General features: G+C 43.7%; 24 protein-coding genes and 2 pseudogenes. 13 read left to right on the top strand and 13 right to left on the bottom strand.

The window, feature by feature from the left end; genetic code table 11:
* Positions 1 to 50 precede the first annotated feature (50 nt).
* A complete protein-coding gene (locus tag NLX67_RS11725) occupies positions 51 to 1,550 on the top strand; it encodes a malate:quinone oxidoreductase (protein WP_046180617.1) in 1,500 nt (499 codons plus the stop codon).
* Positions 1,551 to 1,722: 172 nt separating this feature from the next.
* Here the strand turns inward: NLX67_RS11725 and bcaP are convergent, their stop codons facing one another.
* From bcaP to NLX67_RS11685, 8 genes and pseudogenes are all read right to left on the bottom strand, one after another.
* The gene (bcaP, locus tag NLX67_RS11720) at positions 1,723 to 3,117 is read right to left on the bottom strand and encodes a branched-chain amino acid transporter BcaP (protein ID WP_254311865.1); all 1,395 of its coding nucleotides are present in this window, start codon (positions 3,115 to 3,117) and stop codon (positions 1,723 to 1,725) included.
* A gap of 308 nt (positions 3,118 to 3,425) precedes the next feature.
* Positions 3,426 to 3,968 (bottom strand): annotated as a pseudogene (locus tag NLX67_RS11715) (FtsX-like permease family protein); the annotation flags it as partial.
* 95 nt (positions 3,969 to 4,063) lie between these two features.
* The gene (locus tag NLX67_RS11710; RefSeq protein ID WP_254311864.1) at positions 4,064 to 5,146 is read right to left on the bottom strand and encodes a DNA alkylation repair protein; all 1,083 of its coding nucleotides are present in this window, start codon (positions 5,144 to 5,146) and stop codon (positions 4,064 to 4,066) included.
* A gap of 70 nt (positions 5,147 to 5,216) precedes the next feature.
* On the bottom strand, positions 5,217 to 5,354 hold the full coding sequence (locus NLX67_RS11705) for a hypothetical protein (protein ID WP_254311863.1): 138 nt from the start codon (positions 5,352 to 5,354) through the stop codon (positions 5,217 to 5,219).
* A gap of 206 nt (positions 5,355 to 5,560) precedes the next feature.
* The gene (locus tag NLX67_RS11700) at positions 5,561 to 6,997 is read right to left on the bottom strand and encodes a flavin-containing monooxygenase (protein WP_254311862.1); all 1,437 of its coding nucleotides are present in this window, start codon (positions 6,995 to 6,997) and stop codon (positions 5,561 to 5,563) included.
* A 314-nt stretch (positions 6,998 to 7,311) separates the two neighbouring features.
* Positions 7,312 to 7,938: an HlyD family secretion protein gene (locus NLX67_RS11695; protein WP_254311899.1), complete on the bottom strand. Its 627-nt coding sequence runs from the start codon at positions 7,936 to 7,938 to the stop codon at positions 7,312 to 7,314.
* Positions 7,939 to 8,322: 384 nt separating this feature from the next.
* A pseudogene (locus NLX67_RS11690) lies at positions 8,323 to 9,573 on the bottom strand (MFS transporter); the annotation flags it as partial.
* A 255-nt stretch (positions 9,574 to 9,828) separates the two neighbouring features.
* Positions 9,829 to 10,254 carry a MarR family winged helix-turn-helix transcriptional regulator gene (locus NLX67_RS11685; RefSeq protein WP_046180035.1) on the bottom strand — a complete coding sequence of 142 codons (426 nt, stop codon included), beginning with the start codon at positions 10,252 to 10,254 and terminating at the stop codon, positions 9,829 to 9,831.
* Positions 10,255 to 10,376: 122 nt separating this feature from the next.
* On the opposite strand from NLX67_RS11685, the gene NLX67_RS11680 reads away from it, so the two are divergent.
* The 4 genes from NLX67_RS11680 to NLX67_RS11665 all read left to right on the top strand — a co-directional run bounded on the left by NLX67_RS11680 (position 10,377) and on the right by NLX67_RS11665 (position 12,713).
* Positions 10,377 to 10,985, top strand: a complete 609-nt coding sequence (locus NLX67_RS11680; RefSeq protein ID WP_046180036.1) for a class I SAM-dependent methyltransferase — start codon at positions 10,377 to 10,379, stop codon at positions 10,983 to 10,985.
* Positions 10,986 to 10,999: 14 nt separating this feature from the next.
* Complete coding sequence (locus tag NLX67_RS11675; RefSeq protein WP_046180037.1) at positions 11,000 to 11,230, top strand: hypothetical protein; 231 nt, start codon at positions 11,000 to 11,002, stop codon at positions 11,228 to 11,230.
* A gap of 114 nt (positions 11,231 to 11,344) precedes the next feature.
* On the top strand, positions 11,345 to 12,400 hold the full coding sequence (rlmN, locus tag NLX67_RS11670) for a dual-specificity RNA methyltransferase RlmN (protein WP_046180038.1): 1,056 nt from the start codon (positions 11,345 to 11,347) through the stop codon (positions 12,398 to 12,400).
* A 67-nt stretch (positions 12,401 to 12,467) separates the two neighbouring features.
* Positions 12,468 to 12,713: a hypothetical protein gene (locus NLX67_RS11665; protein WP_254311861.1), complete on the top strand. Its 246-nt coding sequence runs from the start codon at positions 12,468 to 12,470 to the stop codon at positions 12,711 to 12,713.
* A 38-nt stretch (positions 12,714 to 12,751) separates the two neighbouring features.
* Here NLX67_RS11665 and NLX67_RS11660 read toward each other — a convergent pair whose 3' ends face one another.
* Positions 12,752 to 13,162 carry a DUF4395 domain-containing protein gene (locus tag NLX67_RS11660; RefSeq protein WP_254311860.1) on the bottom strand — a complete coding sequence of 137 codons (411 nt, stop codon included), beginning with the start codon at positions 13,160 to 13,162 and terminating at the stop codon, positions 12,752 to 12,754.
* 206 nt (positions 13,163 to 13,368) lie between these two features.
* Between NLX67_RS11660 and NLX67_RS11655 the strand changes: the two genes are divergently transcribed.
* Genes NLX67_RS11655 through NLX67_RS11645 form a run of 3 tightly spaced genes read left to right on the top strand, consistent with a single transcriptional unit; the run spans position 13,369 to position 14,839 of the window.
* Positions 13,369 to 13,716: an ASCH domain-containing protein gene (locus NLX67_RS11655; protein WP_254311859.1), complete on the top strand. Its 348-nt coding sequence runs from the start codon at positions 13,369 to 13,371 to the stop codon at positions 13,714 to 13,716.
* The gene (locus NLX67_RS11650) at positions 13,716 to 14,147 is read left to right on the top strand and encodes a DUF2269 family protein (RefSeq protein WP_254311858.1); all 432 of its coding nucleotides are present in this window, start codon (positions 13,716 to 13,718) and stop codon (positions 14,145 to 14,147) included. The genes NLX67_RS11655 and NLX67_RS11650 overlap by 1 nt, the downstream gene beginning before the upstream one ends.
* Before the next feature lie 20 nt (positions 14,148 to 14,167).
* Positions 14,168 to 14,839, top strand: coding sequence for a GNAT family N-acetyltransferase (locus NLX67_RS11645; RefSeq protein WP_254311857.1), 672 nt, complete (start codon positions 14,168 to 14,170; stop codon positions 14,837 to 14,839).
* 32 nt (positions 14,840 to 14,871) lie between these two features.
* On the opposite strand, the gene NLX67_RS11640 is transcribed toward NLX67_RS11645, so the two are convergent.
* Positions 14,872 to 16,257, bottom strand: a complete 1,386-nt coding sequence (locus NLX67_RS11640; RefSeq protein ID WP_254311856.1) for a sigma-54 interaction domain-containing protein — start codon at positions 16,255 to 16,257, stop codon at positions 14,872 to 14,874.
* Positions 16,258 to 16,469: 212 nt separating this feature from the next.
* Here NLX67_RS11640 and NLX67_RS11635 point away from each other — a divergent pair, with 212 nt between their 5' ends.
* The 3 genes from NLX67_RS11635 to NLX67_RS11625 are packed head-to-tail and all read left to right on the top strand — an operon-like array spanning position 16,470 to position 19,960.
* A complete protein-coding gene (locus NLX67_RS11635; protein ID WP_254311855.1) occupies positions 16,470 to 17,897 on the top strand; it encodes an aldehyde dehydrogenase family protein in 1,428 nt (475 codons plus the stop codon).
* 14 nt (positions 17,898 to 17,911) lie between these two features.
* Positions 17,912 to 18,760: an AhlS family quorum-quenching N-acyl homoserine lactonase gene (gene ahlS, locus NLX67_RS11630; protein WP_046180046.1), complete on the top strand. Its 849-nt coding sequence runs from the start codon at positions 17,912 to 17,914 to the stop codon at positions 18,758 to 18,760.
* 18 nt (positions 18,761 to 18,778) lie between these two features.
* A complete protein-coding gene (locus NLX67_RS11625) occupies positions 18,779 to 19,960 on the top strand; it encodes an iron-containing alcohol dehydrogenase (RefSeq protein WP_254311854.1) in 1,182 nt (393 codons plus the stop codon).
* Between the two features lie 82 nt (positions 19,961 to 20,042).
* Here NLX67_RS11625 and NLX67_RS11620 read toward each other — a convergent pair whose 3' ends face one another.
* The 3 genes from NLX67_RS11620 to NLX67_RS11610 all read right to left on the bottom strand — a co-directional run bounded on the left by NLX67_RS11620 (position 20,043) and on the right by NLX67_RS11610 (position 22,550).
* Positions 20,043 to 20,261, bottom strand: a complete 219-nt coding sequence (locus tag NLX67_RS11620) for a hypothetical protein (protein ID WP_046180048.1) — start codon at positions 20,259 to 20,261, stop codon at positions 20,043 to 20,045.
* An 88-nt stretch (positions 20,262 to 20,349) separates the two neighbouring features.
* Entirely contained in the window at positions 20,350 to 21,231 is an 882-nt protein-coding gene (locus NLX67_RS11615) for an aldo/keto reductase (protein WP_375143371.1), read from the bottom strand.
* 119 nt (positions 21,232 to 21,350) lie between these two features.
* A complete protein-coding gene (locus NLX67_RS11610) occupies positions 21,351 to 22,550 on the bottom strand; it encodes a nitrate/nitrite transporter (protein ID WP_254311853.1) in 1,200 nt (399 codons plus the stop codon).
* A 198-nt stretch (positions 22,551 to 22,748) separates the two neighbouring features.
* Here NLX67_RS11610 and NLX67_RS22810 point away from each other — a divergent pair, with 198 nt between their 5' ends.
* The gene (locus NLX67_RS22810; protein ID WP_256519798.1) at positions 22,749 to 22,877 is read left to right on the top strand and encodes a hypothetical protein; all 129 of its coding nucleotides are present in this window, start codon (positions 22,749 to 22,751) and stop codon (positions 22,875 to 22,877) included.
* Between the two features lie 24 nt (positions 22,878 to 22,901).
* Positions 22,902 to 25,169, top strand: a complete 2,268-nt coding sequence (gene nirB / locus NLX67_RS11605) for a nitrite reductase large subunit NirB (RefSeq protein WP_254311852.1) — start codon at positions 22,902 to 22,904, stop codon at positions 25,167 to 25,169.
* Positions 25,170 to 25,182: the final 13 nt, after the last annotated feature.

The raw sequence follows: 25,182 nt of genomic DNA, 5'->3' as shown, positions 1-25,182 counted from the left end.
AGAAGCGCTTACATCCTTTCTGCAAATTTAAGGGGAGAGGGAAGGTAAACATGAGCAACAGAGAAACGAAAACAGACGTCATCTTAATTGGTGCCGGAATCATGAGTGCAACTTTAGGGACGCTTTTGAAAGAATTAGTACCGGAATGGGAAATTAAAGTGTTTGAGAAGCTCGAAAGTGCGGGAGAGGAAAGCTCTAACGAGTGGAATAATGCAGGAACAGGGCATGCGGCACTTTGCGAGCTTAACTACACTGTCGAAAAACCAGACGGATCTATAGATATTAGCAAAGCTATCCAAATTAATGAACAGTTTCAGCTTTCAATGCAGTTTTGGTCTTATCTTGTAAACAGCAAGCTGATACGTAACCCGCAGGACTTTATTATGCCATTGCCTCATATGAGTATGGTACAAGGGGAACAAGATGTAACGTTTTTAAAGAAACGTTTTGAAGCGATGTCAAATAATCCTCTGTTTCAAGGGATGGAATTTTCCGATGACCCTGAAAAACTGATGGAATGGATTCCGCTTATTATACAGGATCGTCCATCGAATGAACCTATAGCAGCAACAAAAATCGACTCTGGAACTGATGTCAACTTCGGTGCTTTAACGCGCATTTTGTTTGACCACTTAAAGAGTAAAAACGTCGATATCAAATACAAACATAGCGTTGATAATATTAAACGTGCTAGCGATGGCTCGTGGGAATTGAAAGTACGAAACGACAGCGGTAACGTCGAACGCCATGCTGCAAAATTCGTCTTTGTCGGAGGCGGGGGAGGAAGTCTGCATCTACTGCAAAAATCCGGTATTCCTGAAGGAAAACATATTGGAGGATTCCCGGTAAGCGGAATATTTATGGTGTGTAATAATCCGGATGTTGTAACGCAGCATCATGCAAAAGTATACGGCAAAGCGAAGGTTGGGGCTCCTCCAATGTCTGTTCCGCATCTTGACACAAGATTTATCGAAAATAAAAAATCGTTGCTGTTTGGGCCGTTTGCCGGCTTCTCACCAAAGTTTTTGAAAACCGGTTCAATGTTTGATTTGGTCACGTCCGTAAAACCTGATAATCTCTTAACAATGTTGTCGGCAGGTGCAAAAAATATGTCATTGACAAACTACCTAGTCCGACAAGTGATGCTATCAAAAGAACAGCGCATGGAAGAGTTGCGTGAGTTTATCCCGAACGCAAAAAACGAGGATTGGGATTTAGTCGTAGCGGGCCAACGTGTGCAAGTGATCAAAGATACTGAAGCTGGCGGCAAAGGTACACTTCAATTTGGTACGGAAGTTATTAGTGCCGCTGATGGCTCGATTGCAGCATTACTAGGTGCTTCTCCAGGTGCTTCTACTGGTGTTCACGTTATGCTTGAGGTATTTAAAAAATGTTTCCCGCAACATATGAAAGAGTGGGAACCGAAAATTAAAGAAATGATTCCTTCTTATGGCGTGTCACTAATGGGAAATCCAGAGCTTCTGCACGAAATTCATACTTCAACAGCAGAGACGCTTGGTCTAAGCGGAAAAGAGCTAGTCAATAATTAATTATTTGGATGTAGAAACAAAGGTATTGAATGAAAGAGTTTAAGCAGCATTTTTCATCAATCTTTTTCTTAATTATGGAAAAATAAGTGGCTGCTTTAGCATTATTTAACATAGCCACAAAAAAACGAGCCCGCATTGTTTATACACAACAATGCGGGCTCACTTTTTACTTTCATTCGTTTGTATTCATCGAGCTGTGTTTTTTGCCATAGGCAAAATAAATAAGAAGCCCGATTAAAAACCAAATACCGCATGCAATCCAAGTATGGATGGAGAGCTGGCTCATTAAAAACAAGCATAGGAGGAATGAAATAATCGGTAAAACTGGAAAGAACGGTACTTTAAAGCCGCCTGTTGGAATGTTTTTATTCTTTCTGAGGTAAACAATACCGATTGAAACGATTGTAAAAGCAATTAATGTGCCCATGTTCACTAATTCCGCCAATTTAGACAATGGAGTAAATCCCGCACAAAAAGCGATAAGGATTGAAAAGATCCACGTGTTTTTAACAGGCGTTTTATATTTTTCATTAAGCTCATACATCGCTTTCGGCAGCAGGCCATCGCGGCCAAATGCATAAAGAAGCCGCGTGCCTCCATATAACATGACAAGGATAACTGTCACCATCCCGACAACAGCGCCGAGTGAAATCACACCGGCTGCCCAATCCTGGTTGACAAGCTGCATAGCGAAGCTGACCGGGTTACTTACGTTCAAGCCTGTATAAGGAACAATACCGGTTAACACAAGTGAGACCGCGACGTAAAGCAATGTACAGATTAACAATGAGCCAATAATGCCAATCGGCAAATTGCGCTGCGGATTTTTTACTTCTTCCGCTGCTGATGAAACAGCATCAAATCCAAGGTAAGCAAAGAATACAAGCGCTGCTCCGCTCATCACGCCACTTACGCCGAACGGCGCAAACGGCTGCCAGTTTGCAGGCTCCACATAAAAAATTCCGACTCCGATAAATAAAAGAATAACCCCTACTTTAACAAATACCATGATCTTATTAAGCTTGGCGGATTCCTGGATCCCGCGTGTTAACAAGAAAGCAATGGCCAGCACAATCGCAACCGCTGGCAAGTTTACATACGTTCCCTCTGCGGGGTTAAAAGGACCCGAGATTGCTTCTGGAATGATGATATTAAATCCTTCTAACAAAGCAGCTAAATAAGAAGACCAGCCAGTTGCGACCGCCGCAACGGCCAAGCCATATTCCAGCACCAGCGCCCAGCCTACTAACCAAGCAACTAACTCCCCAAATACGATATATCCATACGTATAAGCACTGCCTGTTACGGGTACGGATGAAGCGAATTCTGAATAACACATACCCGCGAGCGCACAAACAATCGCAGCGATAACAAATGAAAAAACAATAGCTGGTCCTGAATGAGTCGCAGCTACTGTTCCAGGAAGGATAAATATACCGGTCCCAACAATGGCGCCAACGCCAAGCAGCATTAAATCAAAGGCTCCTAATGTCTGCTTTAGCTGGTTTCGGCCATTGTTGTTCAGTAGTTCTTCGATATTCTTTTTTCTAAACAATACACTTTTCATGATTAGCCCTCATTCTTTTTAAAAACATGTAGAAAATTCTATACGTTTTTTTTTTAAAGGTCAAATACTTTTTGTCGATTTATGACTAATTTTGTCGAATGATGAGATGGTTTTCAAATCACATTGAGAATTAGAGGCAGAAATAGTGTATGCAGATTGGCGCATATTATCCTTGATATGAACGAGCTATTTTCGAAAGCTAATAAGTGTTTAACGATGAGAAATACACTTTTCGATTTTAACTATATTTTCATAAGTACATATTGAAAAACTCCAGAGCTGTCTTCTGGAGTTTTACCTTCTATCTATTAAAGCGCGTCTTTAATGACTTTCTTACAGTACAGCACGGAAAGAATACCGAAAATATGTGTACACGAGCATCACAATCAGCATCGGCGCCCAGAGTAGAGCTCGCCGCCGAAGAAAAACTAGCCGGATTTGATAGCGAAATAGCTGTGAAGCAGTCCTGCTACGAGCGAAATGCCGAAGTTAAACAGCTGCTTCAATTGAATGCTTTTCAGCAGATCTCCTTGGGTAAACCCAAGCTTGCGTAAAATGGTGCAGCTGCTTTTTTTCTGCTCACTTTCGTCCATCTGTTTAAAGTAAAGAATGCAGCCTGAGGCCTAAAAATCCGACAATAAACATAATCAGCCCCATGTTTTGTTTTTGCATGCTGCTCATATCCAGCTGAGAAAATTGCTGGCTGCCGGTAAAGGCCGTCTCTTTAAATACGTCGTTCGTTTCTTCTATCTGTGCGTCATCGGTCAGCTCCAGCCCGATGTAGAGGGAAGACTCTTTTTGAATAGCTGGATCTGCATTCTTTTCAACTGGTTAAACACAGAGTCATCTACTTCAATTAACAGCACTTTAAACAATCCATTCACCACACTTTTAATTTCCTTTTTATTACATTTGATCGAAAGAAATCCAATTAGGCGACTATGGGTTATGCTTCATTTGTTACTTGAAAGGAACAGCTATCTTTATCGACGCCATTCACTAGAATCGTAAGAGTATGCCCGCCAATGTAGTGGGTCCGGGTTGTCATATTGCGGAAAGACTGAGTGCGGCTGTATGTTTTGGACTGTCCACCTGTTAAGAAAGTGTCCGCAAGCTGAAAAATTTTCCGGCTCGGCCGGCCGCTTTTTTTCATATAATCAATCGCGTATTCGATTCGAGCCTTTGTGTCGACGGAAGCGTATAGTTCCACCGAAAAGTGCAAGGCACCGCCAATTGCGATCGAATTTGTTTCTACAGATAAGCAGCGGACAGACACATTCTTGCTGCTTGGATAGCCGAATAGGTGCAGAATATCAGGGTTTCCCTGTTTCAGAAGCGTGCGGGAGGCATGCCGTAAAATCCAGTCTGTGTGATGGTTGTGGCCATGTCGTTGCCTGACCAGCTCAATCAAGCATTCCGGATGGGTCTTGGATATATCGTTTAAATGATTGGCAACGCTTTTGCGCACATACAAAGAAGGATCTTCCAACAGTGGCTCCAGCAGTGGAAAAAGGGGGGAGGGATCTTCCTTAAATAATGGAATAGATTGTCCCCAAGGAAGCCGCGGCCGGGCTCCCTCACTGGCCAGGCGCCGAATATGTTCATTGTCGCTTTTTATCCACTGTTTCATTTGTGCAAGCATACGGTCTGGATCCATTAACAGAAAAGGGCGTACGGCAAACTCAGAAGTAGAATGCACTGTAAGTTCAGCTAGTGCACCTATGGATTCTTCCCAATGATTCAGCCCATACTTCTCTACGTAATCGGGAAAAATAATCCCTGTGAGCCCTTGGAAATGAGGAGCCGCTTTTTTTAAAATTGACAGTGCTTCATCGTAAGGCTTATCCATTCCAATGTGAAGCGCGGACGATAGCCGGCGAACACGCTGTTTAAACGCAAGAGCCGCCCAATCGTTTTCATACGTATGATTCAAAAAGCGCTGGCGTTGAAACGAAGTGTCATATTGTTCAAAAATAGCTGCTAATGACTCTACAAATGCCTGATTGAATAAATCCTTTAAGTCTGCCATGTGCTCACCTCTTTTTCACAAGTATACCACATGAAGGGAATGTATGTTTGTGTAAATGAAAAACCGTTCCTCATAAAGGAACGGTCAGGCTGTTGACAAAGTTGGCAGCTTTTTTTGAAAAGTGCCGATAGGTGGAGCCAGCCGGACTTCGCTTTTCACGGGCGTGCGGACGGCGTGCTTCCTCGCCGCTTCGCGTCTGCGGGATCACGCCCTATCCACTGTTCCCCTAGGAGTCTGCGTCCGGCAGGCTTCACCAAGTGGTATGACAAGCCGCGCGCCCGCCGCCTTTTTGGCTCCCATTTAAAAGCAGCAAACGAAACCTCTCTCACTTCCGTTCACTGTAGAGAGCAAAGAAATACTTATTTTTCTACACTCTGACACATGATTTCTCATATGCTTCGGCTTAAAGTTATATTACTGTGCTTTTGCCGGCACATTTGTTTTTGACCATACGCCGGTAAATTCGTGTTCATTGTAAGCAAAAAAGTTTTTTAGGTTTTCTTCACGATTGTCTAAAAACAGCTGATCCGCTATTTCCGAGACGAGCTTGGGTACGCCATATCGCATGCCTGAGAGAGCTGAAGCGGAAATGCCGCTGTTAATAAGAGCTGAATAATTAAAAGCAAACAAACCGCGGACCTTTTTTTCTCCCTCCTCACTTCTGCCCGTATAAGCAAAACCGGGTGTAAGGTACGGGTGTGCATCAAGCAGAGGAGACGCTTCTTCTACGGGTGCCTTGTAGCGGTCACTCCAGCGGGCAATATGCTGCTCTACCAGCTTTAATTCTGGACGCAGAGCAGGATCAGTTACAAGTCCTGTGCTGATAATTAAAAAATCAAACGTAAATGTCCCTTTTGGTGTTGTCACAACGGCCCCATTTTCAGAAGCTTTCACATCAAGCCAAGGAGAAGCCAGGTGAAGGTGAAAGCCGGGCCAGGCTGCCGCACGTTCAAATGTGTCATTGGTTGGCGGCTGATTATGCTTGAAAAAGTGGCGGATTGCCGCATATTTATCCGCATCTGATAAAGAAGGGAACCGTTCGATCATGCCGGAGACTTCCATTTGACGAATCGGATTTACGCGTGGCATTTCGTTGCGGCGGATAAAAATATGCGCTTCTGCTACGCCTTGTGATAGGGCAAAATTTGCATTATCAAATGCAGAAGCACCGCCGCCAAGCACCGCTGCTTTTTTTCCTTTTAAGGAGTTAAAATCGATTGTTTCAGATGTGTGGGCGTATATGTGACGCGGCAGGCTGTCAGAAATCATGGGCGGGACATGCCACTCGCCGCCGCCTTGAATGCCGGTCGCTAAAACGACTTTTCGTGCTAAAAGCGTAGGAGAAGGAGCGCCTGAACCTCCAATGTGCAGACGGTAAATTCCGTCGTCGCCGGGTTCCAAAAGATTTAGCTTCACTTCATTAACGACAGGCAGGTTAAGGACATTCCGATACCAGCGTAAATAATTCATCCAGTCGCCGCGTGGAATTTTATCGATGGCTTCCCAGCCTTCAGCTCCATGCTGCGCCTCCCACCATGAGCGGAACGTCAACGAAGGAATCCCCAGGTCAATAGAGGTTAAATGTTTCGGCGTTCGGAGTGTCATCATCCGTGCATACGTGACCCACGGTCCTTCTAACCCTTCACTGTTTTCATCAATGACGAGAATATTTGAAACCCGCTCACGCAATAAACCGAAAGCTGCACCTAATCCGCTTTGACCGCCGCCAACAATGACAACATCGTAAACATGTCCGTCTGGATGACTGACAGGCTGCGACCAGTCAGGTCCTCCGAAGGCAAGGTAAGAAAGATCTGTTTTGATTTGTTTGTTTAAAGTATCTAGGCTCAAGATGTTTCCTTCCTTTCAAAAGGTCTATTTAATGTAAAGCGTCAGTGCTTATTTAGACTATATTTTAATGCGCAGACGAGTATATGTTACTTTTTATGACACTCTAGGTTACTTGATTATACATTATCATGTATGAGAAATAATTGCTTGTATGTTTTATCTGAACTTACTTTTTTTATTTGTTTATAATCACTATTAAATCTTTTTTTTCGTCCATATGTATTTATTGCTAGATAAAAAAAGCTAAACACAATTAAGATGTGTTTAGCTTTTTTAAAATGTAAATTTTGCTCTAGATGATTATAACGAAAAGATTATAACGAAATTTTCACTTCAGCGTTCATTCCTGGGAGGACTTTGGCAGATGGATTTTGAAGAGAGATTTTCACGGGCACTTTTTGTGTTACTTTTGTGTAATTAGCGCTTGCGCTTTGCGGCAGCACAGAAAAAACAGAGTTGGCTGCATAGCCAATTTCTACAATCGTTCCTTTAAAAGTGGTTTCCTTGTCTCCGTCAACTGTAATATCAACGCTATCGCCTTTTTCAACATCCTGCAGGTCTGTTTCTTTAATATTGGCAGTGATATAAAGATGATCCATATCGGCTGTTTGAGCGAGCGCTTTGCCCGCCTGAACGAGTTGGCCATTCATCGCTTCGTTTTTAATAATAGTGCCTTTCATCAATGAAGTAACAGAAAGCGCCTGTTCTGAGTCTGTTACTTTGCCGACTGCTGCATTCTGGGCAATAGTGCTGCCTTCATGTAATGTCCAGTCAGTCAGCTTTCCAGAAGCTGGTGCTGTAATTTGGGCCATGTCAGCCGCCACTTTTGCGTCATCTGTTTTAACGAAATGTTCAGCTTCATAATAGTAATATACGCCTCCAAATACGAGACCGACTAAGACGATCATTCCAATAATATTGAACATGATTAATCGCTTCATTTGTTTTGCTTCTCCCTTTATCGTTTTGATGTTTGTTGATATTACATCCTGGCGCATCTCTTTTTGTACAAGAGACCGTCCTTTTCCAGTTACTGCTTTGCCAACTGACGCCACAGTCATCACGATGCCCAGTAATACCATCATGGAAAATAAATCGTGATAAGCATGGAGAACAGCGGTTTTGCGGGCATTTACAACAATAGAAAGAGCTGTTGAATTTTTTGCTTCTGCCAAAGAAAGACCACTGTGCACAAGGTGCTGGACTGAGGCAGCCATTTCCCGTTGAACTTCTGGGTCCAGTTGATTGACCTGTCCTCTTACATGTTCATAGTGAATAGTATTCATTCGATACAAAAACCAGCCGAGAAGGGGCGCACCAATCGCACCGATAAAGTTCCGGACCGTATGAAGAGCAGCAGAACGCAGCGTTGCTTTATGAATATCACCGGCAAGGGCCGTGCCAAGAGCTCCAGAGATCAAGACCATGCTGACTCCTCCGCCAAGACAAGCCATTTGGATATAAAGAGCATGCAAAGAAACGTCAGCACCAATGGTTTTCCATTCCATACCGACAAAGACCACGAAAAGAGAGCCGATGATCCCTAATATCCCCGGTCCTGTTTTGTCATAAAGCAGCGTAGCAATAATACCCGATCCGACGATTCCAGCGAAGAACCAAAGATAAAAATAAGCAAGGTAAGCAAAGGGAGGATTGATAACATTTACCAAAATTCCATTTGTGCCGGCAATGGCAATAATGAGAACGACGTGCGATGTGACGGCCATTATCATTCCGAAAATCGGCTTAGCTGCCCATAATGAGCGGATCGGTACTAAAGGATGTTCGATTCGATAGTCTGTGTAGATAAAGAATACGAGCAGCATAAAAGCTGCAAGCAGAAAAGGCCAAACATACAGTGAGCCAAAACCTTCCTGCTGCAGATGCGTAAGCGGACTTACCAGCGCGATGACGATAAGGCTCAGCAGCAAAAGGCCTTTGCGATCAATCGGGTATTGATCAAGCTGTTCAGGCTTCTGATTTGGCAAAACGTTATATCCGATCCAAAAACAAAAAAGAGAAGAAAGGATATTTAAGATAAACAGCCAGCGCCAGGAGTCGATGCTTAATGACACTGAACCAGCGAAAGCACCCACTGCACTAGAACCAAATAATCCAGCAATCGCAAAAAATAAAAATAAGTTCCTGACTTTGTTCGGATAAGCCTTTAAGCTGACTGGAAGAATGGTTAAAAACAAAATTCCTGCACTGAAGCCTTGAATGATTCGTCCAAAAGTAAGGGACAGGATATTCCAGGAAAAAAGGTCAATGACGGACCCGGCCAGAAAAATAAGAATAAACGTTAAATAAGTTTTCCGAATGCCATATTTTCCTGAAAGAACTCTGCCCAGCGGGACACCGAGAGCAAAAGCTAAATTTGATGTAACAGAAGGCAAAAGCAAATCATGAGTGCTAAGCTGGAGACCATTTTGAATAATAACTTGATTCAGGATGTAAGAAAGATTGAGAAAATATTGAGGGCCAAAAGAAAACAATGTTAACAGGGAGATGACAAGGTATTTAGGGACCCTTCCTTTTTTTGCGGGAACTGTTATTCCATCAAGCGGCTGACTCATCCGGATTCCTCCTTTCATTTTAGAAAAGTTGCACCTTAAGTATTCAAGGTGGAGTGTATAAAAAATAAAGCAAAACCCACAACTTGTATTATGCAACTTGTATTATACAAGTTAGATCGAATAAATCAAGAAAATTTTTTTGTATGAACATTAAAAAGCGGGTATAAGAGAATGGAAAAGAAAAAACCCGAAAAATGTGAACCTGTTTCTCCGGGTTTGCTTTCAAATAACCTTTTTGTTGTGCTGCAACGAGCGTTACGTTCTCCACGCTTTGAAATCCTGATTCAGGCGTGTTAAATTTTCCGCCAGTGTCAGCCGCTCTTCTTCTGACCAATTATGAAGGATTTCATTGTACACGTTATATCGGGCTTGTTGTACTTTTTGGAGAATGCTTTGTCCTTCAGGCGATATTTCAATTAGGCTGATCCGTCCATTTTGAGGATCCGGAAACCGTTCAATCAATTTTTTTGTTTCCAGTACGGCGACCTGCCTGCTTGCAGTGGAAAGATTAAGTTTTAATTTTTCAGCGAGGATATTGATGGCTAATGGTCCATGCTTCTCCATTTCGCTCAATAATAAATATTCAGAACGGTCCATTCTTCCGAGCTGTGGGCTGTGGGTTGTCGTTAAACGGACTAGCAGCGCAATTTCATATTCGATAGAACGCAGCGGGTTGCTCATTTTTTAGTCTCCCTTTTAAAGTCCATATACAAGACATTATTTCTTGTATTATTATGTTTTAGACAGGCTCTGGTCAATGGTTAATGGTGATTAAATATCTGCTTTGAAAAGGAAGTTTAAACATGAACGAACATGAATACGATCAATTTTTATCGATTAAAACAGTGGGCGACCAGCAAGGGTTTCCGCAGCTCGCCCATTATCACCGCTATGAGCCCACCCCTTATGCAGGACTTGACAAGCTGTTTGCGCGCTGTGAGTTGGATGCAGGGGATGGGTTCGTCGATGTCGGCTGTGGAAAAGGGCGCGTGGCTTTTTATGTGCACAACCGCTTTCAAACATCGGTTATAGGTATTGAGATGAATCCGGCTTTTTATGAAGAGTGTCTTCAAAACAAAATAGGGTATATGAAAAAAAGAAAGCGCCAGCGGGGGTTTATTGATTTTCAATGTATGACGGCGCAGAATTATGAAGTAAAGGCGGAGGACACCGTTTTTTACTTTTTTAATCCGTTTTCGGTTCAAATTTTCATGAAGGTAATGCAGCGGATTTTAGCTTCAGTTGAGCAGCTTCCACGGAAAGTAACGATTATTTTGTATTACCCTTCTGACGAATACGTTTATTTTTTGCAAAACCAGACGGTATTTGATTGGGTAGATGAAGTGCGGCTGGACGGCTTGTATGAAAAAAATGATAACGAGCGATTTGTCCTTTTTCAAAACGAAGAGTAGAGGAGTGTTTTAACATGAGAGAATGCAAACTGGATCATTCTTATGCGGATGTGGTGAATAAGCTTGAAAGCCAGAAGTCGTTTCTTCCGGAAGATCTGTATGGATGGGTGCAGCACTATTTGAAGGAAGAACGGACACAGGACTTGTTAAATGAACTTTTTCATTTATTGAAAAAATACGATCTTGTTTCTGAAGAAGAACAGGAAGTCCGGAATAACCGTCTGACAATGATTGTGAATAATTAACGCATCAAACGATAAGCCGCCGGCACATTTCAATACTTGTGCCGGCGGCTTATTTGCGTTATTTTTAAAGATAGAACATTTTTAATTTATGTAATGAAAAGAGGATATAGATAAATGAATAAAGAATCCATTTACGGATTGACGTTTGAGCAGCTGGAGGCATGGCTTCTGCCATATGGATATAAAAAGTTTTGGGCGCAGCGAGTGTGGGATTGGCTGTACCGGAAGCGGGTAACAGAATTTGATGCGATGACAGATGTAAAGCCTGAATGTATCGAGCTGTTAAAAGAGCGTTTTGTTCTTCATACGCTAACCGAACATGTGAAGCAGGAATCAAATGATGGAACAATTAAATTTTTGTTTAAATTAACGGATGGCAATTTGATTGAGACGGTCATGATGCGGCACAAGTTCGGTTTGTCGGTTTGTGTTACGACACAAGTCGGCTGCAACATCGGCTGCAGCTTTTGTGCAAGCGGCCTGTTAAAGAAAACACGAGACCTGTCAAGCGGTGAAATCGTCGAGCAAATTATGAACGTGCAGCACGCGCTTGATGAAGCAGGCAACGGAGAAAAAGTAAGCCATATTGTCGTAATGGGTATCGGTGAACCTTTCGATAATTTCGAAAACATGATGAACTTCCTGAAAGTCGTCATTGATCAAAAAGGGCTGGAAATCGCAGCGCGGCATATTACGGTGTCAACGAGCGGCTTAGCAGACAAAATTTATGAATTTACCGATACAAAAATCCCGGTCAACTTAGCGATTTCCTTACACGCGCCAAATAATAAGCTTCGGACACAGATTATGAAAATCAATCGGGCGATTCCGCTCGAAAAGCTTATGGACGCAGTTGATTATTATTTGGAAAATACGAATCGCCGTATTACATTTGAATATATTTTATTAAAAGATGTGAATGATCGGGTGGAAGACGCATTAGAACTCGCAGAATTAATCGGACATAAAAAGCAGTACGTCAATTTGATTCCATATAACCCGGTTGATGAGCATGGCCAATATCAAAGAAGCACGCCGGAAGCGATCATGGCGTTTTATGATACGCTGAAGAAAAAAGGCTTGAATTGTGTTGTACGCCAAGAGCACGGCACCGACATTGATGCAGCCTGCGGTCAATTAAGAAGCAAACAAATTCAAAAAGCACAGTAAAATAAAAGAAACGAAAAACGGGTATAGGAATAGGATAAAGCAGAAAGATGAATAGGGGGCGCTGAAGATGGATTTTCTTCTCGTTGGATTCCTTTTATGGGGGCTGTTGATTGCCGCTGTCATTCTGCTCATTTTAGGCTTATGGAAAAACTCGTGGCAGGCACTCCTTTGGAGCGGAATCGCTTCTTTGCCGCCGATGCTGCTTATTGCATCAGGGGAAGATGGATTTATATTCAAGCTGGCGCTGCTTATACCGGTTGCGGTCATTGCTGGTGCTTTGTATATGAAAAAAAGAATGACGTATTTTATGTAAAAAAAGCTGAACCTTTTTATTGGGTTCAGCTTTTTTTATTAAGTGCGTGTCCGCCGGCGGTGGCGCCACATCATGTATTGATAGCGAATAAAGCAGCCGATGCAAAAGCCCATCAATGCGACAGCTGCGGCAGCAATAACCATGATGCCAAGCGCATAGCCGGCTGCTGTCCATCCCGCGTAAAAAGAAAGAAGGGAAAGAGCAAGGCAGATTGTCGCAATCCATTGATTAAAAATCTGCTGTTCTTTGTCTTCTTGAATATATTGATTGGCTGGCTTTTTTAAAAACCGGCGGCTGAATAAAATAATCGGATTTTTCTTTGTTACGAGTGTGTAAACACCAATTAAAAATGGCAGAAACAGAATAGCCGAATGAATGATTAATCCTGCTAAAACAGACAGTACCATAAACATCTGATTCGTTTGAACAAGTGGTTTTGGAATACCCATACGCGTTCACCTTCCTTTACTCGTATTATACATAGTTATTTAATCGGAATAAAGGTTTTTGCTATAGAAATAATATTCAAATTAACTCTCGCCTGCAGCACATTGAAAAATAGTAGATATCTTTTTTAAACTGTTGGAGAAAATAAAAGAAAATGTGGTAAAGTGAAAGCCTATACAAAATAACTGAATAAGCGAGGATTTTTTAGATGACAACTCAACACGAAGGCCAGGCAGCACTGCCGCCTAAAACATGTACAATTGAGCGGCTTGTAACGATGAAAGAAGATGTACAAAAAGTATTAAACGGAGAAAAAACAGCGACACGCCGGAATGGACGCTACGCGGATATCGGTGAAGTGATGACACTTGAAGGCCGTGGTTTTGTGGTTGAAAATGTGTATTCCCAATCACTTGGCGAATTAACAGACAATCATGCAAAACAAGAAGGGTTTGCGACGGTTGAAGACTACAAAAATGCGATTTTGTCCTATCATCCGGGCATGCCTTGGCTGCCGCATATGCGTGTATGGGTACATGAATTCCGCGCCGTGTAATGTATGAACTGATTTTGTATGTACATATTTTCAGTGCGATTCTTTCAATCGGTCCTTTTTTTGTGCTTATGCCGATGACGAAAAAAATACGGACAGCAAATCTTGATGGGCTGTCCGCTTATTTGGACGTGTTCCGGTCTGCCGTCCGCCTTGTAAAACATTCTGGGCATGTTCTAGTGACCACAGGTGTACTGCTCATTTGGCAAAGCGCCTGGACGTGGGGGACATCGTGGATTGTCATGACGATAGGGGTCATGGTCGTTTCGATTGTCTTTCTCGCGCGGGCATTTACACCGGTCATTCGTCAGTTTCATGCGGGTGAACGGACACAAAATGACTTGGCTGCTAAGCTGCACCGGGCGGTCTGGGTGTATATTAGCATCTTGGCACTTATGTTATGGTTTATGACGGCAAAGCCGGCATTTTGGTAAATAGAAAAGGAGGAATGAAAGTGGAGTATATTCAAATTAACAGCATTAACGACCCGATGTTTGCGCGCTTGCATAAAACGATGCAGGACGTGTTTCCACCAGAAGAAGTGCTGGAATATGAGTTATGGGCGGAGCCGCTGAAAGACCCGACGATCCGCGTGTTTGTAGCAGTTCAGGACGATGAAGTAATGGGTGTGACTGAATATCGCTACAATAAAGAGTTGAACGTGGCGATGACGGATTTCACCATTATTGTAAAAGAAGGACTTGGTGTCGGTCCGTTTTTAGCGAAAAAACGCTACGAAGATTTAATGCAGCTCGCAAAAGAGCACGATCTTGATTTGATTGGCATGTTTGCGGAAATTTATGACCCGTACCGTATGACGGACCATTCGTTTGCGGGTATTAAAGTGATGGATCCGTTTGTCCGGCGTGAAGTACTTTCCCATCTCGGCTACATGCGCCTTGATTTTCCGTATGTCCATCCGGCGTGGACAAATGAAGGAGAAGCGGTCAATCATTTAGACCTTTGCTTCCAGCCGTTTAAAGAAAATATTCATTCACTCAAAGCAAGTTTTATCCGTGACTTCATTACTGGTTACTATTCGGTTCTATCGAATAAGCCTCAGGAATGGCACGATATGGTGGCAGGCCTTGAAAAAAGAGATAACATACAATTAAAGCCGTTATAAAAACAAGGGAATGTTTCACGTGAAACATTCCCTTATTCTTTTGTTATTCGCCACTTTTTCATCTTTTTCACAAGTGTAGAATGATCAATCCCAAGAAAGTCTGCTGTTTTTCGAATTGACGTATTTTTTTGCAGGGCATCCTGAACGATGCGTTTTTCGTACTGTTCCACACGCTGCTTCAGTGTAGTGGGAGAAACGTTGTCCAGCTGACTTGTAAAATGAGGCGGAAGGTCAACCGGTTCAATGGTGAAAGAAGGGACAGACACAAGCATGCTTTCGACTAAGTTTCTTAGCTCGCGTACATTGCCTGGCCAATGATAGTTTTGTAAAATATGTTTTGTTTCCTCAGATACATTCTTTTTAATCGCATATTGCCGGCTAAAATAAGCAAAAAAGTGATCGAGAAGAATTTCAATGTCTTCCGGCCGTTCACAAAGCGGCGGAATGGACAGTTCCACGACTTGCAGCCGGTAATACAGGTCCTCACGAAATAGTCCTTTTAGGACGAGTTCTTTTAGGTTTTTATTCGTCGCGGAAATGATGCGGATATCCAATTGTTTCGTATTGGTGCCGCCGACACGCTGAATTTGTTTTTCCTGCAGGACGCGCAGCAGTTTTACTTGAAGCGGCAACGGCAATTCGCCGATTTCATCAAGCAGAACCGTTCCTTTATCAGCAAGCTCCAGCAAGCCGATTTTCCCTTCATTGCGCGCCCCAGTGAAAGCTCCTTTTTCATACCCGAACAACTCTGATTCGAGCAGCTGCTCTGGGATAGCACCGCAGTTTACTTTAATAAACGGTTCGTCTTTCCGATCGCTTAATTGATGAATCAAATTGGCAATGACTTCTTTGCCTGCCCCGCTTGAACCGGATAAGAGTACACTTGTCGGGAATGGGGCAATCTGGTGGATTTTATGAATAATCTCTTTCATTCGCATGCTTTGAAAAATAATCTTCTCATCCGAGCCGTCTGTTGAAAATGTATAGCGGTTTTGGCTGAGCTGCGAGAATGTTTTTGCTTTCATTAATTCTTTCGTCAATTCATTTAAATGCGTAATGTCCCGGACGCTGGTGACGACCATCGAAATTGCACCTGATTCATCAAATACAGGATTGCCGGTTGCGATGACGTCTTTTTTCTGCTGGCCGATCTGCTGTAAAATTGAAACTCGTTTCTTTTCGTTCAATACGAGTAATGAAACAGACTGATCAAAATAACCCCGCTTTATTAAATCACCCATGTGAAACCCAATTAATTCTTCCCGCTTAAACCCGGTGATCTCTTCATAAGCGGTATTGACGAATAGGGTAATGCCTTCATGATTCACAACGTAAAGCCCATCCGCTGAAAACTCAATGATTTTCTCCATTTGCCGAAATGCAGTTAAGAAAACGTTTTCAAATAAAGGAATCTGCATATATTTCACTCTTTTCTTTGTCATGATTGGTGAAATAAATCACCATTGCAGGAAAATGATCACCACTAGATAAATCGTTTATAATCAAGAGATCCAATACTATTGTGGTGAATTTTATCACCAATTGATTTAGAAAACAATGAATAAACCTCTTATATAGAGCGTTTTCATTATGGCACACATCTTGCATTATAAAAACGAGGAGGGATTACATGCAAACAAAGCATTTATATATAAATGGGAAGCAAAAGCAGGCAAAACGAACGTATACACTTCATTCCCCTTATAATCATGACGTATTGGCTGAGATTGCGATGGCAGATGAAGAAAATGTAAAAGAAGCCATTACCGGCGCCCATGATGCATATGAAAAAATGAAAAAAATGCCTGCCTACGAGCGGTCAGCGATCTTAAGCCGTGTTGCGCAGTTATTAAGCGAACAGAAAGAAGAAGCGGCACGGATCATCGCGTATGAAGCCGGCAAGCCGATTCGGACGGCAAGAGGCGAGATTGACCGAACAATTGCCACGTATCAGTTTGCGGCAGAAGAAGCGAAACGTATTTATGGGGAAACGATTCCGATGGATGCAGCGCCTGGCGGTGAAAACCGGCTCGGCTTTACGTGGCGTGAACCATTAGGCGTTGTTACCGCCATCAGCCCTTTTAACTTTCCGTTCAATTTGGTCGCCCATAAGCTGGGCCCGGCATTTGCGGCTGGGAACACTGTCGTGTTAAAACCTGCTGAACAAACACCGTTAAGCGCGTATTTTATTGCTGATCTGTTTCAGCAGGCCGGACTGCCAGATGGGGCACTTCAAGTGATCACCGGCAGCGGGAAAGAGCTAAGCGAGGCGCTGATTACGAATCCAGCAGTGAAAAAAGTAACCTTCACCGGAAGCGCTTCCGTCGGAAAAATGATAAAAAAACAAGCAGGGTTGCGAAAAGTCACACTAGAGCTTGGCTCGAATTCTGGTTTAATCGTCGAACCGGACGTGCCGCTTGAAAAAATTATTCCACGCTGCGTAGAAGGCGCATTTTCATTTGCCGGACAAGTATGTATTTCGCTGCAGCGGATTTATGTTCATTCAGCCATTTATGATGAATTTTGTGAGCGGTTTATTGAGCGGGCAAAAACATTAAAAAAGGGCGATCCACTGGATGAAACGACCGATGTGAGCGCAATGATCAGCGAGCGGGAAACCGAAAGAATTTTATCATGGGTAGAAGAAGCGGTAACACAAGGAGCGTCTATCGGGCTTGGCGGATCCGTAAAAGAAGGGATGTTTGAACCGACAGTGCTGCTTAATGTGACCGAACAAATGGCGGTCTCATGCCAGGAAACATTTGCGCCGGTCGTATCGATTGTTAAATACGATGACCTGGATGACGCGATAGATTCTGTAAATAATTCCGTTTACGGATTAAATGTCGCCATTTATACGCAAAACATTATGAATGCCATGCATGCAGCACGAAAATTCGAATCAGGCGGTGTCATCATTAATGATATTCCGACATTCCGCCTTGATCATATGCCGTACGGTGGTGTGAAAGACAGCGGCTACGGCCGCGAAGGAATTAAATATGCGGTGCAGGAAATGACAGAACTAAAATTTGTCACGATTAAAACAACATTTTAAAGGGGGAAAAGAGTATGTGCAACATTATTAAGCCGAACCCGAAACTGTATGTGATGGACAATGGGCGGATGCAAATGGATAAAAACTGGATGATTGCGATGCATAATCCAGCGACAATTGATAACCCGAATGCACCAACTGAATTTGTTGAATTTCCTGTTTACACAGTGCTGATTGATCATCCAGCGGGCAAAATTTTGTTTGATACAGCATGCAACCCGAACTCAATGGGGCCTGAAGGAAGATGGACCGAAACAACGCAGAAAATGTTCCCAATTTCCATGAGTGAAGAATGTTATCTGCACAACCGTCTGGAAGAATTGAACGTTCGGCCGGAAGACATTAAATATGTTGTGGCATCTCACCTTCACCTTGATCATGCCGGCTGTTTGGAATTGTTCACCAATGCGACGATTATTGTCCATGAAGATGAGTTGAACGGCACACTTCAGTCGTATGCGCGTAATCAAAAAGAAGGGGCTTATATTTGGAGCGATATTGACGCATGGATTAAAAATAATCTGCAATGGCGGACAGTTAAGCGCGGAGAAGACAACCTGGAGCTTGCAGAAGGAATTAAAGTCCTGAACTTCGGAAGCGGTCATGCGTGGGGAATGATTGGGCTGCACATTAATATGCCGGAAACAGGCGGCATTATTCTTGCCTCTGATGCCATTTATACAGCAGAAAGCTTCGGACCGCCAATTAAGCCGCCTGGCATTATTTATGACTCACTCGGCTACGCCAACAGCGTCGAAAAAATCCGACGCCTTGCGCAGGAAACAAATTCACAGGTTTGGTTCGGGCATGATCCGGATCAGTTTAAAACATTCCGGAAATCAACAGAAGGCTATTACGAATAAAAGAAAGGAGAGCGAACAATGAGTACTTCTAAACTTGTTTTTGCGCCATTAAGCTATACCGGCTGGGGATCACTTTCACAGCTCGTGACGGAAGTCGAAAAATATAAACCTAAGAATCTATTAGTTATCACCGATCCGATGCTTGAAAAAATCGGACTGACGAAACGAGTCACTGATCCGCTAGAAGAGAAAGGATACAACGTGACTGTTTACACGGATGTTGTCCCAGAGCCGCCCCTTGCAATCGGAGAAAAGCTCGTTATGTTTACGAGAGAAGGCGGCTTTGACCTTGTCATTGGTGTCGGTGGAGGAAGTGCGCTTGATCTGGCAAAGCTTGCTGCTGTTTTAAGTGTGCATGAAGGATCCGTTAAGAACTATTTAAATTTATCTGGAACGAAGCAGGTATCAGAAAAAGGGCTGCCCAAAATATTAATTCCCACTACAGCGGGTACCGGCTCAGAAGTAACGAATATTTCTGTTCTATCACTGGAAACGACAAAAGATGTAGTCACGCATGATTATTTGTTGGCTGATGCCGCTATTGTCGATCCCGAACTGACCGTTTCAGTGCCGGCGAAAGTGACTGCAGCTACCGGAATTGATGCGCTGACACATGCGGTAGAAGCGTACATTTCTGTCAATGCCAGTCCTGTTACAGACGCCCTGGCTTTGCAGGCGATCCATTTAATTGGCCGATCTCTTCGCAAAGCGGTAGAAGATGGTGAGGATCAGCGGGCCCGCACCGATATGAGCAACGGCAGCTACATTGCCGGACTTGCATTCTTCAATGCAGGTGTTGCCGGTGTTCATGCGCTTGCGTATCCGATTGGCGGCCAATTTCATATTTCACACGGTGAATCAAATGCCGTTTTGCTTCCATACGTCATGGGCTATATTCGCAAAAGCTGTCAAGTGAAAATGTCGGATATTCTCGACGCCCTCGGCGGGAATTCAGCTTTACTTTCAGATGAAGAAGCATCTTATAAGTGTGTTGAAGAGCTTGAAAGAATTGTCAAGGATGTCGGCATCCCATCTACATTAGGCGGGTTTGATATTCCTGAATCTGCCCTTGAAAGTTTGACAAAAGACGGTGTTCAGCAAAAACGAATTCTCGCCAGAAGCCCGCTTCCGTTAAAAGAAGAAGACATCCGGGCGATTTATCAATCTGCTTTTACAGGAATCCTCGCGGAGCCTTCCTGAAGCGGACAAAATAAACTCGTTGTTTCACGTGAAACATTGGTGAAAAAACCCGGTCTGTTTTCATAACAGTCCGGGTTTTTTTTCACCAATGACGACGGGGGCCGCAGCAGTTTCTCGGATAACCGGGATCCACGACCTCATTTCTTGTAATCGGCTGATACATGTGGCGGGGCACGTTGACAATGTGCTGTCGGTTAATGTTAATAATCGGGTGAATAACCGGCACTTCACGTTTTATATACGTGTTGTGTACCACACATCTCGGTGGGCAGACGATCGGACGGACATGATGACGATGCATTTTTATCACCTCCAACGTTTCTTTATAAGCAGTAAATGCATCTCCTGTCCTTTCTGCAACGGACAAACATCCAATGGGTCAAATAAACTTAAATAATATCAAGCGGCACTTTCCGCACTGGTGCCGGAAAAATAGTATCTAGCTTGCTCAAATCCTCGTTTGTCAGCTCAATTGCGGCCGCTTCTGCATTAGCGATTACGTGTTTTTCCTGGACTGCTTTCGGAATCGCAATGACATTCCCCGAACGAATAGTCCATGCAAGGGCGATTTGAAGAGGCTCCACATTATGTGTTTTGGCTATTTCTTTTAGGGCAGGATCGCTCATTAATTCTTTTCGAAGCGAACCTCCCTGAGCGAGAGGACTGTACGCCATCAATGGCATCTTTTGCTGTTTTTGCCACGGAAGCAAGTCAAACTCAATGCCTCTTGAACCAAGATGATAGAGAACTTGATTCGTAGAACAGTGGTCACCGCCTGGTGTATTCAACAGTTCCTCCATGTCAGCAGTATCAAAATTCGAGACACCCCAGCGCAAAATCTTTCCGTCTTTTTTCAGCTTTTTCATTCCTTCAATGGTTTCTGCAAGAGGCACGCGGCCCCGCCAATGCAAAAGATACAAATCCAGATGATCGGTTCCGAGCCGCTGCAAGCTTTTTTCGCAAGATGAAGCAATTCGTTCTAAGCCGGCGTTACGTGGATATACTTTCGAAACCAAAAATACATCATCACGAATCCCTCGCAGCGCTTCACCAACAACCTGTTCGGCTTTTCCTTCTCCGTACATTTCTGCCGTATCAATAAGTGTCATCCCGAGATCAACGCCAAGTCTTAGTGCACGTATCTCAGCTTCTTTTTTGGAAGGGTCATCGCCTATGTACCAGGTGCCTTGTCCGATTGCAGGAACAGAAGTGCCATCCGGCAAAGCGACTGTCCGATTTTTCAATGCAGTTTGAATTGCTTGTTTGTCCAAAAAAATCAAATCCTTTCCTTATTATATGTATATCTTTGCCCATACCCTTCTTTTTTAAAACAAAAAAACCGGCCGAGCCGACTCAAATGTCGGACCAGCCAGCTTTAGAAATTTTTTCGTTACGCGGACTCTTCTTTTAATGCATATGCTTTGCGCCATGAAATCTGCGCTATAGTCAATAAAATTAATGCGGCGATACCAACTCCTGCATAAACAGTGAAGCCAGCTGCATACGTACCGGTCATTTGTTTTAACGTGCCGAGAACATTCGGAACGAAAAAGCCGCCTACGCCACCGGCTGCGCCGACGATACCTGTGATCATGCCAATTTCTTTCTGGAAACGCTGCGGCACTAATTGGAATACAGCGCCATTGCCCATGCCAAGGCACATCATGCCCATAAACAGCAGCACTGTTACAAGTGTTAAAGAAGGAAGTGTGCTGACACCGAACATCGTAAGCGCGACACCGATAAACAAAAAGTTTAGCAATTTTGCTCCCCCAATTTTATCGGCAATCAGGCCGCCGACTGGACGGAACAAACTTCCTGCGATGACACAAAGAGTCACGAAATCACCTGCACGTACCTTTGAAAGGCCATATTGATCTACGAAGAAAATACTCAAAAAGCTTGTCAAACCGACAAATCCGCCAAAGGTGACACTATACAGCAGACAGAAGTACCACGTATCTCTTTGTTTAAAGACAGTGAAGTAATTCTTAAGCGGCTGCGGCTCGGGCTGTGTCGGTGCATCTTTTGCAATCATCACATACGTAATAAAAACAAGAGCGAGCGGAATTAACGCGATTCCCATTACACCATGCCAGCCGTATACTTCAGCCAGCCGTGGACCAAACAATGTCGCAAGAACGGTTCCGCTGTTTCCGGCGCCGGCAATTCCCATCGCAATCCCTTGCAGGTGCGGTGGATACCAGCGGCTTGCCATTGGCAGTGCCGCGGAGAAACTGGCACCGGCCACACCAAGTAAAATACCAATGAAATAAAGCTCATTCATCGAGTTTCCGAAAAGCCATCCCCATAAAAGAGGAACCATCGTGACGATCATGCCGCCAATGGCTGTTTTACGCGGTCCGATCCGATCCGTTAAAATGCCAAGAATAATTCGGAAAAAAGAACCAGCCAAAATCGGAATCGCGACAATAAATCCTTTTTCTGCAGGAGAAAGACCGAAGTCCTCTGTAATGTATACGCCTAGTGCACCAAGCATAACCCAGATCATAAAGCTAATATCAAAATAAAGAAATGATGCAAACAATGACGGTGCATGACCGCTCTTTCTTAAGCTTGATAATTTCATTTGTTCCTCTCCTTCGCATCGTTAAGTGGTTTGTTTTGCTTAATGTAAGTGTAGGGGGGTTAAAAGATACTTTCCATATACTTGTTAGAAAACCTAACAAATTATTTTGAAAAGCCAAAAAAATCTGATTGACTTTCTAAAAATCGTCCTATATTGTGTTATTTAAGCTTACACGAAAACAAAAAAGGAGTGTATGAGATGAAAATTTTCACTTTTATGTTGACGTTAATAACGAACGGGGAAGCGTGCCAAGAATCATCAAAAGCCTTACATGATTCATTTACCGGAAACGCGGCTTACTGGAACCCGGCCTTCAAAGCAGACTGAAAAAGGACGGGGGGGTCTTTATTTATGAGTAAACGAAAACTGGTCGTCATAGGAAATGGGATGGCGGGCGTGCGTACGGTTGAAGAAATTTTAGCCATTCATCCAGATAAATTCGAGATTACTATATTCGGAAAAGAGCCTCATCCGAACTATAACCGGATTTTGCTGTCTAAAGTGCTTCAAGGAGACACCACCGTCGAAAGCATCACGCTGAATGATTGGTCTTGGTACGAGGCGCACCAAATCACATTATATACAGGTGAACCGGTTATTCAAATTAATACCGGACAAAAATATGTGGTCACATTAAAAAACCAAATTGTTCCATATGATGAATTAATTATCGCGACAGGTTCACTTCCGTTTATGCTGCCGCTTCCGGGAGCGAAAAAAGAAGGCGTGACAGCATTCCGGGATATTTATGATTGTGAAAAAATGGTCGAAACCTCCAAAAAATATAATAAAGCTATCGTCATTGGCGGCGGACTTCTTGGTTTGGAAGCTGCTCGCGGCCTTTTAAATTTAGGGATGCAAGTCGATGTTGTCCATATTGGCGAATACATTATGGATCGCCAGCTTGATCCGGCCGCAGCAAGGATGCTTCAAAAGGAACTGGAAGAGCAGGGAATGAATTTTCTGCTTCAAAAAAACTCAGCGGAAATTACCGGTCACAAACGTGTCAAAGGTCTCCGTTTTTCGGATGGCAGCTGGCGTGAAGCAGATTTAATTGTCATGGCTGTTGGTGTACGGCCGAATACGGAAGTCGTTGCCGGCACAGATATTGAAACAAACCGGGCGATTTTAGTTGATGACTATATGCGGACGAATATTCCGAATGTGTACGCCGTCGGAGAATGCGCCGAGCACCGTGGGTTTGTTTACGGACTGGTTGCGCCCCTATATGAGCAAGGAAAAGCACTTGCCGCTACATTGTGCGGACAGGAGCATGCCGGCTACCAGGGGTCTGTTCTGTCGACGCAGCTAAAAGTATCCGGTGTTGACGTTTTTTCATCCGGAGAGTTTATGGATAGTGACGAAACACAGTCACTGCAATGGTTCGACGGCATAAAAAACACATATAAGAAAATTATTGTACGGGATAAGAAAGTAACAGGGGCAGTGTTATTTGGTGACATTAGCGAAGGCGCTAAACTGCTTGGGATGATTCAAAAGAAAACGGATTATGCTGTTTTGGAAAAAGAAATGAGCAGTGGATCAAGCAATAAAGATGAGCTCATCGCTTCCATGGCTGATCATGATATTGTCTGTGCGTGCAACGGCGTTTCAAAAGGAACCATCGTGAGCGCTGTTTGCGAGCAGGAATTAGAAAGCGTGGATCACATTAAAGCGTGCACGAAAGCATCCAGCTCGTGCGGAGGCTGCCGTCCGGTGGTGACCGACATTCTTGATTTTATAAAGCGGAATGGAGCAGAAACCGGTACAGCAAAAGAAGCAATTTGTGCGTGCACGGGCGCAGATCATCTGGATATCATTGAAGCCATTCAGCTTTGTCCGAATGAGTCAAGAGAGCAAATTATGAAGAGGCTTTACTGGAAAAATGATACAGGATGCGGCATCTGCCGTCCGGCGCTTCTCTATTATATGGGTATGCATAGCAGTGAGCTGCCGGATATTGTAGAAGAACAGACAGCAGATGGTACGTATATGACCGCCCCGCGCATGTACGGCGGTGTGACCGGCGCGGAACAGCTCCGGAAAATTGCGGACGTTGTGGAAAAGTATGAAATCCCTCTCGTCAAGCTTGTGCCTGGACCAAGAATGGGGTTATACGGCATCGAACCAGACTCGATTGCCGCGGTCCGGGCCGAATTGTCCGCCGCAGCGCCTCTTTACGGGGAAGAATTACGCGCTGTTGGTACGTGCGCCGGCATTCGGTATGCAAAAGGTGCTTTGCAGGATTCGATCAGCCTCGGCCGGCAGCTGGAACAAAAGCTGGAATCATTCGTTTTTCCCGCTCGTATTACGTTGGCTGTCTCATCCAATCTAAATGATGAAGCAAAATCGCTTCGTGAAGAAGTCGGTTTGATCGGAGCTCCAGGCGGATGGGAATTATATACAGCAGGCGAACGGCTGTATGTCACGATGGAACAGGAAGACGCGATTCGAATGACTGAAACACTGCTGTCTTATTACCGGGAGTCTGCTTTTTACGGTGAAACAATGGACAAATGGCTTGGTCGTCTTGGTGTAATAACGATTCGTGAAGAAGTATTGAAACGAAAAATAGAAGAAACCGTAAAAAAAAATCAACAGGCCGCCGTCGCCTTATAAAGTAGGTGAGAAA

This window comes from Domibacillus sp. A3M-37 (assembly GCF_024213455.1).
Lineage (GTDB): Bacteria > Bacillota > Bacilli > Bacillales > Domibacillaceae > Domibacillus > Domibacillus tundrae.
This window is presented reverse-complemented; position numbering and strand designations above follow the sequence as displayed.

What these genes read in the sequence shown, in the direction of transcription:
- NLX67_RS11655 (WP_254311859.1), top strand. Translation starts at nt 13,369, where the DNA reads ATGACAACTCAACACGAAGGCCAGGCAGCACTGCCGCCTAAAACATGT.
- NLX67_RS11620 (WP_046180048.1), bottom strand. Translation starts at nt 20,261, where the DNA reads ATGCATCGTCATCATGTCCGTCCGATCGTCTGCCCACCGAGATGTGTG.
- ahlS (WP_046180046.1), top strand. Translation starts at nt 17,912, where the DNA reads ATGTGCAACATTATTAAGCCGAACCCGAAACTGTATGTGATGGACAAT.
- bcaP (WP_254311865.1), bottom strand. Translation starts at nt 3,117, where the DNA reads ATGAAAAGTGTATTGTTTAGAAAAAAGAATATCGAAGAACTACTGAAC.
- NLX67_RS11685 (WP_046180035.1), bottom strand. Translation starts at nt 10,254, where the DNA reads ATGAGCAACCCGCTGCGTTCTATCGAATATGAAATTGCGCTGCTAGTC.
- NLX67_RS11695 (WP_254311899.1), bottom strand. Translation starts at nt 7,938, where the DNA reads ATGAAGCGATTAATCATGTTCAATATTATTGGAATGATCGTCTTAGTC.
- NLX67_RS11635 (WP_254311855.1), top strand. Translation starts at nt 16,470, where the DNA reads ATGCAAACAAAGCATTTATATATAAATGGGAAGCAAAAGCAGGCAAAA.
- NLX67_RS11680 (WP_046180036.1), top strand. Translation starts at nt 10,377, where the DNA reads ATGAACGAACATGAATACGATCAATTTTTATCGATTAAAACAGTGGGC.
- NLX67_RS11710 (WP_254311864.1), bottom strand. Translation starts at nt 5,146, where the DNA reads ATGGCAGACTTAAAGGATTTATTCAATCAGGCATTTGTAGAGTCATTA.
- rlmN (WP_046180038.1), top strand. Translation starts at nt 11,345, where the DNA reads ATGAATAAAGAATCCATTTACGGATTGACGTTTGAGCAGCTGGAGGCA.
- NLX67_RS11610 (WP_254311853.1), bottom strand. Translation starts at nt 22,550, where the DNA reads ATGAAATTATCAAGCTTAAGAAAGAGCGGTCATGCACCGTCATTGTTT.
- NLX67_RS22810 (WP_256519798.1), top strand. Translation starts at nt 22,749, where the DNA reads ATGAAAATTTTCACTTTTATGTTGACGTTAATAACGAACGGGGAAGCG.
- NLX67_RS11640 (WP_254311856.1), bottom strand. Translation starts at nt 16,257, where the DNA reads ATGCAGATTCCTTTATTTGAAAACGTTTTCTTAACTGCATTTCGGCAA.
- NLX67_RS11625 (WP_254311854.1), top strand. Translation starts at nt 18,779, where the DNA reads ATGAGTACTTCTAAACTTGTTTTTGCGCCATTAAGCTATACCGGCTGG.
- nirB (WP_254311852.1), top strand. Translation starts at nt 22,902, where the DNA reads ATGAGTAAACGAAAACTGGTCGTCATAGGAAATGGGATGGCGGGCGTG.
- NLX67_RS11650 (WP_254311858.1), top strand. Translation starts at nt 13,716, where the DNA reads ATGTATGAACTGATTTTGTATGTACATATTTTCAGTGCGATTCTTTCA.
- NLX67_RS11675 (WP_046180037.1), top strand. Translation starts at nt 11,000, where the DNA reads ATGAGAGAATGCAAACTGGATCATTCTTATGCGGATGTGGTGAATAAG.
- NLX67_RS11725 (WP_046180617.1), top strand. Translation starts at nt 51, where the DNA reads ATGAGCAACAGAGAAACGAAAACAGACGTCATCTTAATTGGTGCCGGA.
- NLX67_RS11665 (WP_254311861.1), top strand. Translation starts at nt 12,468, where the DNA reads ATGGATTTTCTTCTCGTTGGATTCCTTTTATGGGGGCTGTTGATTGCC.
- NLX67_RS11660 (WP_254311860.1), bottom strand. Translation starts at nt 13,162, where the DNA reads ATGGGTATTCCAAAACCACTTGTTCAAACGAATCAGATGTTTATGGTA.